Source organism: Nitrospinaceae bacterium, assembly GCA_018669005.1.
GTDB lineage: Bacteria > UBA8248 > UBA8248 > UBA8248 > UBA8248 > UBA8248.
Genome location: JABJAL010000097.1, coordinates 75,094 through 84,875 on the forward strand (window position 1 = coordinate 75,094; position 9,782 = coordinate 84,875).

The following is a 9,782-nucleotide window of genomic DNA, read 5'->3' on the forward strand; positions in this document are numbered from 1 at the left end:
CATGTTGCAACATGTTGCACTCAAACATTGGGAATCTCAAAAGCGTTAACCGTCATCGCCACCGTAGCGTAGAAACCTAAAAGAGCGACCATCTCAACCAGCCCTTGCTCCCCCAGATGCTCCAGTGCCGCATTATACGTGTCATCACCAACTTTATGATTCTCCCTAAGCTCGATGCTGAAGTTATAGACTGCCTCCTCATCAGCGTTCGAAAATTCAGGCCGCCTCTTCTCAGCCAGAGCCGCTATTACGTCATCGCCCAACCCAACTTCACGCGCCAGAGCTGCATGCCTATCCCAGGGATATTCCGAATCCCAGTGGCCCACCGTGATGAGGATACCCAGTTCAACCAACCGAGCGGAAACCGGGCTCTCATGCCTCATGTAGGCAATAAACCATCCAAAACGCTCACATACCCCGGGACTTCTCATCCAGGCACTGCTTGGCCCTTTAACAGAGCCCGTTTGGCCGGGCCTGATAATGTCATAGGTGCGCTTTTGCTCCTCGTTCATCGTATCTGTGGACAAATCCGGAAGACGGCTCATTAAATCTCTCCTATTCCAAGGTTGCGAAATTTTAAGGACTTAAAGACACATGCTTTTTTTGATTCTCTTATTATCTCATATATTCGCAACCGGGGCCGCCCAGGGGGAGGATATCTCGATCATCCCTTCACCTCCCCCCATCTTCACCGCCACATGCCGCTCCTATAAACCGCACCAACTGTGATCCTCCCTGCGCTTTGGCGGCATTTGCTGTAGTTGGGGGGAGCGGACGCGGGGAGGTGCCGGGGGGGCAGTTTTATTTCGGACACTTGCCTGGGGCTTAAATGCGCTGTCCTTAAATTTTCCGCCGAAAATCACTCCATCACCCGCGCCAGGCGGCGCACCCCGGCACGAATATCCCGCTCACCCAAGGCGGCAAATCCCACGATAAGCTCCGCCCTCGGGGGCGGCTTGAGATAATAGGGATGCGCCGGATAGACCCTCGCCCCCTGATTCTACTGCTCGACGGGGTCATCAAAGGCGGCATCGGGTTTTACCTACACGAAAAAACTTCATGTAGATAGATTTTTTTTGTATTTTTTATCAACAAAGAGAAATCAAAATTTTACGGCTTCCCCCACATAGTTCCCATAAAAACTGTCAAACCCACAGAACCAGCCAGAACACCCACAACTCCCCAACTGTGCACACCTTTAGCCTCAATTTCAGTGGGTTTCGAATTCTGGTCATCCTTCTTGAAGAAAAAATCCTGGAAAAAATCCGAACAGGAATATAACACAGCATATATAATCACAACTAAACCAGCGATGCCCCAAATGTGTTTATTTTGGTAAAAACTTGTCAATGGGACAAAAGTAATAGCTGCCGTCGGTATAAGGAGAAATAACGGAGTAAACATACTTTGCGTAACTCCTCCAGAAGAAATCACCAGAATGGACAACAAAAAAACATCCCCATAGAGGAACCATACAGTAAGTATTTCTCTTGAGTCGCTAAAGACACTACGGGAATATAAATGTACAACAAGCAAAATAAAAGCCGAAAAAAAAGAAATTACAAGCACAAGGCCAGATAGTATTCTTTTAGCAGTCCTTGCTTCTCCTGCATGGAAAATGTAACCGAAGAAAGCTACAAACGAACCAGATAATTGAGAAATTAGTACATTGCGCCATGCGTCATCAATCACAACACGCCCCCCCCTTCCGGATATTTATTTTTGAAGGAAACCTTGCTTGAAAATTGACAAAGGATTTTTTCTGTAATGTTGTGCGCAAAAATAGGCCGCCGCCAGACATCTGTCATTGCATTGGGTCAGGTTGGATTTTACTTTTGATTCAATATCGCTGAAATAATTTTTATCCAAATCCAGGATGTTCAATCCCAGCCCGTCCAGCAACAGAGCGCATTGCATCAACGTGCCGTCGCTATCGACGGTCAAATGATATTTTCCGGCATCGCACTTCCATACCCCAGGAACCGCCCGAATATAATTCTTCATCGTCTGATAATATTCGGCGGGCTCCGTGGTTACATAGCCTTCATCTTTTTTTCTCAAGACATAATCTACAGCCCTATCAACAATCTGATGGTCCTCTTCCCTGTCCGTGAAATAAAAACCGCAATCCCCCGTCCATCCCTGAGGCGGAATGGGAGGATTCAACGCCAATCTGACAGAAAGCAAGACATTATTATCGTTGGCGAATTCCATAATTGGCTCGAGTTGATCGACATTCGTTTTCGTCAAAACCAAATTGGTTTTAATCGTATAACCATACTTTTCCCTGCCCTCGAAAATATTTTCAAATAAATCCGGCCTATGGAACAAATCTTTTTTACTCAGATCGAACCTGAAGAGGCTATCGAGGGAGACATCGATCAAATCAATGCCCGCGCACCCGAGTTCGTCAACATAAGATTTATCACCCAAGAGAAATCCATTGGTAGGCAATTGCGTGAAAATATTCTTTTCCTTGCTCGCATATTCAACAATACCAACCAACTCTTTTCTTCTGACAGTAGGTTCCCCCCCGAAAAAAGAAACCCACCGTGTCCCGAATTCGTGCAACTTATCCACTGATTGCTTGAGTTGAGAAAGGTTTAATTCCTTCTGAGGGTATTTAAGCCCCATCTTTTTGAGATGGTCTTCCGTGACATAACAATAAGAACAGGAAAGGTTGCATCTCCTTGTGATAAGGATGTACGCCCACAAGGGGAAAATTCGCCCCAACAACAATTTTTCCATCGCCTGCAAGCACCCGATGGCTTTTTTTCTGTTTCGCGAGGAAAAAAATCTATCTTGTTTGCTCTTCAAAAGATTCGATATCGACGATTCTTGAATAAACACCTTTCCCCCTTGCCTCCAATAGCTCTACTGGCGGGTGAGTGAGTAAATTTCATGTACTATATTAATATATATATGTACTCACAAAAAGCACCATCGTCAAATTGAATTATTCCGAGCTACCCTTCACGGACTGGCGCTCAACTAGCGCTACGTACACCTCGTCGGGGGGCGATTTTATTGGGATGGCTGCCTGGGGCTTAAAAACGCTGTCATTTGATTTCCCTCCCTACGATTCCACCGCCCCCGCCAGGCGGCGCGCCCCGGCGCGGATCGAATCATTGAACAGATTCATGAATGGACTCTAAGCCTTTAGGCGTTCAATATACTAAAAGGGTGGCGCACGAAACATCTGAGCGCTCTAGAGTTGAACGACACCGATAGGAGATTCAAGATGTGGACTGGAGAGATCACCTCGCTCCACCTCGCGCCCGAGGCCGCAGCCCCCATGGAAACGCGGCCCGAGCTTCTCGCCGTCGCGGGCAAAGGCATCGAGGGCGACCGCTACGCCAAAGGCATTGGTTTTTTCTCGAAAAATGTAGGCCCCAGGCGCCAGGTCACGCTTTTTGAGAGCGAGGTTTTGGAGACCATCCTCCGCGACCACAATAAAAAACTCGCCCCCAATGAGTGCCGGATGAACCTCATCACGCGCGGGGCGCCGCTCACCCACCTCGTAGGAAAAACCTTCCGCGCCGGCGGAGCCACCCTCCGCGGGCTGGTGCTCAACGAGCCCTGCAAGCATCTTATAGAAGTCATCGGCAAGCCGGTTCTCTCCTCGCTCATCCACCGTTGCGGCCTCTTCGCCGAGGTGTTAGAAGGCGGCATCATCCGTCCCGGCGATACGCTAAAGGAAATCGCCACCGACTGACCACGGAGAAAGGCCCCGCACCGGTGAGCACACTCGATTGGAGCCTTGCCTCCCTGATTCTCCTCCTCGGCGGAATCATCAAGGGCGGCATCGGCTTCGGCCTGCCCGCTTTCTCGATACCTTTTCTCTCGCTCCTCCTCGGGCCGAGGGACGCCGTGGTGATGCTCTCGCTCTCTGCCTGCCTGACCAACATCGACAACGTGCGGCGGGATTTCAGCGAGTGGCGGAGCATCTCCCGTGTCCTGCCCTACTTCGCCGTCGGCATCGTCTGTGTGCCGCTCGGGGCCCTCTTCCTCCAGCGCGGCAACCCCGAGCTCGTCCGCCTCATCATCGGCCTCGCCGTCTACGGCTATCTCGCCGTGCGGCGCTTTCTACCCGACATGGGCGAGATCGGCGCCACCGCCCGCCGTGGCATCGGCGTCGCCTGCGGCCTGTTGGCAGGCTTCCTCTCGGGGATGGCCAACCTCCCCGGCCCGGTGAGTATCGTCTATTACTCGATGTTCAAGTTCCCGAAAAACACCTTCATCTTCCTCGTCAACGCCTTCAACACCCTGACCATCGGCTTCGCCATCGGCTCCTACTACATGGGGGGCGCATACACCCGGCCCGCCATCATCCGCGCCATGCTCGCCCTCGTCCCGGTCTACATGGGCTTTTGGGTGGGGGTCCGGATTCGCGAGAAAATCCCCCAGGAGCACTTCTTCCGCCTCGTCAACTGGGGCCTGTTCGGCGTCGCGACCACCCTCATCGTCAGGAGCGTGTGGCGTTTTTTCTAATAATCCTTCCCCTCCCCCTCTTTCTTCCTGGCTTTCATCTCCGGGCCGCAGAAGGTACCCTGAACCATTCGTTTTATTTTGAATAATCCATCCATGTAGGGGGGAACAGAGCGTTATGAGCGAGAATGATTATCCCAAATTTTCAGATAATGAGATGAGCCGCCGGCGGGATTTGGCAATAAAATTAATGGAAGATGAAGGTCTTGACGCGATTCTCCTTTACGGATTTAGCGGATCGAACCGAAATGCCCAGGCCAACATTTTCTGGCTCACGGGCTATCGCGATTTCAACCACGCCTACCTGATTTTCCCAAAAGAGGGCGAACCTTCTCTGTTTGTCGGCCTCTACAACCATCTGCATAACGCCAAAGGCATCGCCTCGATAGAGGATGTGCGCCACGGGGGCTACGGCAACCCCGAACTCATGTCCAATCAGCTCGACGCCCTTGGGTTGGGCGCGGGCCGCATCGGGCTCGCGGGCATCAACCCGCGCTTCAACAGCCTGATTCCTTTTGAGCACATGGACTATCTAAAGGATCGTTTTCCCGAGGTGGAATGGGTGAACGTCTCGGCAAAATTCCGTGACCTTCGCGTCGTCAAGAGCACCGAGGAAATCGAATGGCTGCGCGAGGCCGCCCGGCTGACCGACCTGTCGATGACGGCATGTGAGGAATATGCCCGGCCAGGCATCTCCGAGATCGAGCTGGCGGGCCGCCTCTCGGCTGCCTTCCGCATCGAGGGGGGCGAGCAGATGGTTCACTTCGTCACCGCGACGCCGATGGCGGCGCCCGAAACCCCGCTTCCCTGGCAGAATCCCCGACAACGAAAGCTTGAAAAGGGCGATATCGTTTTGACCGAAATCAGCGCGGCCTATAACGGCTACGCCGCCCAGGTCCTTAGGCCCTTCACCGTTGGAGCGGATCCGACACCACCCTACCAGGCGCTCTTTGATGCGGCGATGGCATGTTTCGAGGGCGCGGCCAAGGCGATGAAGGCGGGTGCGCCTGTCGGCGACATACTCGACGCGGTGGAAGTCATCCCCGAGCGGGGCTTTAAAATCTATGATTCGATCGCCCACGGCTTCGGGGTGGACCTGGTGCAACCCTCGATCGGAATTCGAGGCTCAGGCTACGCCCCGCCGCCGGCAGATTTTTGCTACGAGGAAAATATGGTGATGGTGATTCAGCCCAACCCGATGGACGATGAGGGCCACGGCCTCCAGATTGGGGATCTGGGAATTGTCACCAAAACCGGCTTCGAGACGCTGCACACCTACCCGATGGCATTCCCCCGGTGCGGTTGAGGAGTTGATAATTGTGCCTTGACCCCACCGGCCTATATTGAGGTAAAATAGGTTATTCATCTCGGCTAAACAGACAAAAAGGAGCGCACCCAGCTCTTTTTCGAATTCCTCTTCCCCTACGATGAGGTGTCTTGCCATGGGAAACCGCACGCTGTCCCTGCTTATCATCGCCGTCCTTCTCGCTGGCGGAGGATTCCTCGCCTACCAGTCCCATGAAAGAAGTCTTGCCCTTGAGGCCGCCAATAGCACGCTCGCCTCAAGCAAGGCCGCTCTTAACCGCGAGCGCGGGTCCACCGTACAACTAAAGGCAAAACTATCGAGCACCACTACACGTCTCGCCGAGGTCGAAAAAACACACAACGCGGCCCTCGCCAATGAACGCGAGGCAGGAAAACAGGCCACAGAAGCACTGGGGAAAAAAGTCGCTGATCTTGAGCAGGAAAAAAAAGCTGCGCTGGCCGAGATAAACTCGACACTTCTCGAAACGAGAAAAGAGCACGACGCGCTCAAGGAAAAATCAAAAAAGAGCGAAAAGGTGCTGGCTGAGCTCAGAGACGCCCTCGCCGGGACATCCTCCTCGGCGGCCGAAAACCGCCGGACACTTACCCGAACGCGTCAACTTCTCGCCACGGCAGAGGAAAAGCGCCGTGCTACGCTGGCGCGAGCCAAGAGCGTCTCTCAAAAAGCGCAAGAGGAAGCCAAGAGGGCGCAAATGCTTGAGGCCTCGCTCGCCGAACTAACGCGCAAGTACAATAACCAGATCATCTCCCTTCACAAGACAAAGGAAACGCTCCAAATCCAAATTGTCGATAAACTTCTGTTCGACATGGGGAGCGCCGAGCTAAGGGATGCGGGGCTTGAGGCCCTCGACCGCATTGCCTCTGCTCTCAAGAACCAGCGAAATCGGAATATCCGCGTTGAGGGCCATACCGATAACCTGCCCATCCGGGGCGGCCTCGCCCGCCGCTACCCATCGAACTGGGAGCTATCCGCCGCCCGCGCCATTGCAGTCGTGCGGCGCCTTGAGGCCCAGGGCATAGCGCCCGCTCGTCTCTCGGCCACCGGATATGCCTTCCACCACCCCGTCGCCGACAACGCGACAGCGGAGGGCCGCGCCCGTAATCGCCGAATAGAAATCCTCATGAACCGCAAGCAAGGGAAAAACTAAAGAGGGGCCCCGCCGTTTTGAGCGTAGGGAAAAATCATCAAGACTGCGCCAGATGTATTCTGAGGTAGGTAGTCACACGGGCCTATCAGGCCCCCACTTTGGCGGCTCCGCGCACCTCCTTGGGCAAAGCAAGTGAAATGACAAACTCAAGCGCCGCGACGGCCGCCAGTAGCCCCAGTGCAAACTCAAGACCCCATATGTCGCCAATGGCACCAGTGGCAGCAAGAGTCCCGCCCGAGATGAACCAGTTGCCTCCCTGCATGATTCCCGCAGCAAGAGCCGGACTGCCCGGCATGAGTTCCTGGGCATAGGCCATGCGCACCCCCATGGCAGCGTGGGTGAATACACCGAGCGGAGGGATGAGGGCAAACTGAAAAATACCCTCGGCGCGCAAGAAAAGTAGGACCAACGGAGCGACAGCCGCCGCCGAAAGAACGATGACCGTCTTTCTTCCGAAGCGATCCGAGAGCCAGCCGCCAACGATGCCGCCCGATGCGCCTGAGACAAGCAACAAGGTGAGCGCCCCGCCTCCCTCCCAGAGCGCCCCTCCCTTGGCCGCAAAATAAAGGGGCAAAAAACCGTAGAGATTGACCATCACCATGTTCCTGCAAATTGTCGTGACGTAAAGAATCACCAGGGGCCGCCAATTTTCTCGGTGGAATTTCGAGGGGGCTTTTTCGCTCGGAGGGGCCTCCTGCCTGGTGGGCCTGGGTGCGAACCGGGCGAGCGCCGCCGCCGAAAGCGCATAAAAGCTCACAGCGAAGACCAGGCCACGAAGCCCCAGCAACGAGACGAGCGTGAGCGCGATAATAGGGCCCATGGCATGCCCGATACGTCCGGCGGCAACATAGATAGACATCACGAGCCCGCGCCTGCCAGCCGATATGTCGCGAGCCATCGAGGCAGCCGCAGGGTGGTAGCAAGCGGCGCCCAGGGCGCCTACCGAGAGCATGGCAGTCAAGCTCCAAAATCCCGAGGCAAACCCAATAATGGTTCTCGAGATTCCGACAATGAGCGGGGTGGAAAGGAGCCACCACCGACTCGGGTGGCGGTCGGTCAGCCAGCCAAACAAAGTCTGGGGAAGCGAGCCCGCGAACGAGCGAATCGTCATGATGAGCCCAATGGCGGTCAGGGTAAGACCAAATTCTTTTGCGATGAGCGGAGCCAGGGGTGCAAAGAAAGCACCCGACATGTCGTTGATGGCATGAGAGAATATCAGGGTGGCAAACGCGGTTTTCTTGAAATCCGGGGAAGCGGAAGCCTCCCCGGCCTCTGGATTATCGTTAGACAAAAACGCCTCCACCCGGCGGCGATTCCGCGCGCAGGGATAGACAATTATTCCGGGCCCTAAAGAACCATTATCTCAGATGCACCCCGCCACCGCTAGACCGCGCCGTAGGCCACCATGGCATCTGCCACCTTGACGAAGCCCGCGATGTTAGCGCCTTTAACGTAGTTGATGTAGCCGCCGCCCTCCTCGCCATAGGTCACACATTTCTCGTGAATGCTCTTCATGATGTCCTTGAGACGGTTATCAACCTCCTCTCGCGACCAGGAGATACGAAGCGAGTTCTGACTCTGCTCAAGACCCGAGACGGCGACCCCACCAGCGTTCGATGCCTTGCTTGGCCCATAGATTATCTTTGCGTTCATGAAGGCATGCACACCGTCTAGTTCAGTCGGCATGTTGGCGCCCTCGGCAACGCCCATGACACCGTTGGCAACAAGCGCCTTGGCCTGCTCTGCGTTAATTTCATTCTGTGTGGCGCAGGGGAAGGCCAGGTTACATGGCACATTCCAGGGGCGCTCGCCTTCGTGGTAGGTGCAACCAAATTTTTCGGCATACTCCGAAATACGCCCGCGGCGAACCTCCTTGAGATCTTTGAGCCATTCGAGCTTTTCGCCGTCAATTCCCGCTGGGTCGTGGATAAACCCACCCGAATCCGAGGCCGTAAGCACCCGGGCACCAAGCTGGTTAAGCTTGTCGATGGTATAGAGGGCAACATTGCCCGAGCCAGAGACGACAGCAGATTTTCCCTCTAACGAGTCTCCCCTGGCACCGAGCATATTCTCCATAAAATACACGCAGCCAAAACCCGTCGCCTCGGTGCGCACGAGGCTGCCGCCAAAGGCAAGGCCCTTGCCGGTGAGGATGCCCGTGAAGCGATTGGCGAGCCGCTTGTACTGGCCAAACAGAAAACTTATTTCGCGGGCGCCAACGCCTATATCGCCTGCTGGAACATCGGTATCCTCACCAATATGGCGAAAGAGTTCGATCATTAACGACTGACAAAAGCGCATTACCTCGGCGTCGCTCTTGCCCTTGGGGTTAAAATTCGAGCCGCCCTTGCCGCCGCCCATGGGCAGCGTCGTCAGGCTGTTTTTTAGGACCTGCTCAAACCCCAGGAATTTAAGAACGCTGAGCGTCACCGAGGGATGAAAGCGCATCCCCCCCTTATAGGGGCCTATCGAGTTGTTGAACTGCACCCGCCAGGCGCGGTTCACCCGAAAATTCCCCTCATCATCCTCCCAAGTAACGCGAAAAATAACGATTCGGTCCGGTTCGGTCATTCGCTCTAGAATCTGAGCCTTTCTATATTCGGGATGCTCAAGCGTAAAAGGGATAATCGTGTTGGCCACTTCCTGAACTGCCTGGTGGAATTCAGGCTCCCCCGGATTCCGCTTGATTAGCCCATTCATGAATTTGTCAATTTCTTGATTGCTTTGAGTCTCTGCGGCAGCGGTCATCAGGCGCTCCTTATTTTATTTTAGTAAACCACTCAAAAAATTTCAGAACTCAAGAAAATCAAGCGCCCTGCT

Annotated in this window: 9 protein-coding genes; 4 read left to right on the top strand and 5 right to left on the bottom strand. The window is 54.3% G+C overall.

Going from position 1 to position 9,782, the window contains the following annotated elements:
- Positions 1-20 precede the first annotated feature (20 nt).
- The 3 genes from HOJ95_15745 to HOJ95_15755 form a co-directional block, all read right to left on the bottom strand.
- Complete coding sequence (locus HOJ95_15745) at positions 21-545, bottom strand: carboxymuconolactone decarboxylase family protein (protein ID MBT6396152.1); 525 nt, start codon at positions 543-545, stop codon at positions 21-23.
- Positions 546-1,110: 565 nt separating this feature from the next.
- Entirely contained in the window at positions 1,111-1,692 is a 582-nt protein-coding gene (locus HOJ95_15750) for a hypothetical protein (protein MBT6396153.1), read from the bottom strand.
- A 24-nt stretch (positions 1,693-1,716) separates the two neighbouring features.
- Positions 1,717-2,748, bottom strand: coding sequence for a radical SAM protein (locus HOJ95_15755; protein ID MBT6396154.1), 1,032 nt, complete (start codon positions 2,746-2,748; stop codon positions 1,717-1,719).
- Positions 2,749-3,241: 493 nt separating this feature from the next.
- On the opposite strand from HOJ95_15755, the gene HOJ95_15760 reads away from it, so the two are divergent.
- From HOJ95_15760 to HOJ95_15775, 4 genes are all read left to right on the top strand, one after another.
- Positions 3,242-3,715 (top strand): MOSC domain-containing protein, encoded by a 474-nt coding sequence (locus tag HOJ95_15760; protein MBT6396155.1) that lies wholly within the window; start codon positions 3,242-3,244, stop codon positions 3,713-3,715.
- A 23-nt stretch (positions 3,716-3,738) separates the two neighbouring features.
- The gene (locus HOJ95_15765) at positions 3,739-4,491 is read left to right on the top strand and encodes a sulfite exporter TauE/SafE family protein (GenBank protein ID MBT6396156.1); all 753 of its coding nucleotides are present in this window, start codon (positions 3,739-3,741) and stop codon (positions 4,489-4,491) included.
- Positions 4,492-4,606: 115 nt separating this feature from the next.
- Positions 4,607-5,794, top strand: coding sequence for an aminopeptidase P family protein (locus HOJ95_15770; protein MBT6396157.1), 1,188 nt, complete (start codon positions 4,607-4,609; stop codon positions 5,792-5,794).
- A gap of 136 nt (positions 5,795-5,930) precedes the next feature.
- Positions 5,931-6,962, top strand: coding sequence for an OmpA family protein (locus tag HOJ95_15775; protein ID MBT6396158.1), 1,032 nt, complete (start codon positions 5,931-5,933; stop codon positions 6,960-6,962).
- 85 nt (positions 6,963-7,047) lie between these two features.
- Here HOJ95_15775 and HOJ95_15780 read toward each other — a convergent pair whose 3' ends face one another.
- Complete coding sequence (locus tag HOJ95_15780; protein MBT6396159.1) at positions 7,048-8,253, bottom strand: MFS transporter; 1,206 nt, start codon at positions 8,251-8,253, stop codon at positions 7,048-7,050.
- A gap of 92 nt (positions 8,254-8,345) precedes the next feature.
- Entirely contained in the window at positions 8,346-9,710 is a 1,365-nt protein-coding gene (gene gdhA, locus HOJ95_15785) for an NADP-specific glutamate dehydrogenase (GenBank protein MBT6396160.1), read from the bottom strand.
- Between the last annotated feature and the right edge of the window lie 72 nt (positions 9,711-9,782).

Coding starts and splice junctions, on each gene's coding strand:
- HOJ95_15745 (MBT6396152.1), bottom strand. CDS start 545: ATGAGCCGTCTTCCGGATTTGTCCACAGATACGATGAACGAGGAGCAA.
- HOJ95_15755 (MBT6396154.1), bottom strand. CDS start 2,748: ATGGAAAAATTGTTGTTGGGGCGAATTTTCCCCTTGTGGGCGTACATC.
- HOJ95_15760 (MBT6396155.1), top strand. CDS start 3,242: ATGTGGACTGGAGAGATCACCTCGCTCCACCTCGCGCCCGAGGCCGCA.
- HOJ95_15770 (MBT6396157.1), top strand. CDS start 4,607: ATGAGCGAGAATGATTATCCCAAATTTTCAGATAATGAGATGAGCCGC.
- HOJ95_15775 (MBT6396158.1), top strand. CDS start 5,931: ATGGGAAACCGCACGCTGTCCCTGCTTATCATCGCCGTCCTTCTCGCT.
- gdhA (MBT6396160.1), bottom strand. CDS start 9,710: ATGACCGCTGCCGCAGAGACTCAAAGCAATCAAGAAATTGACAAATTC.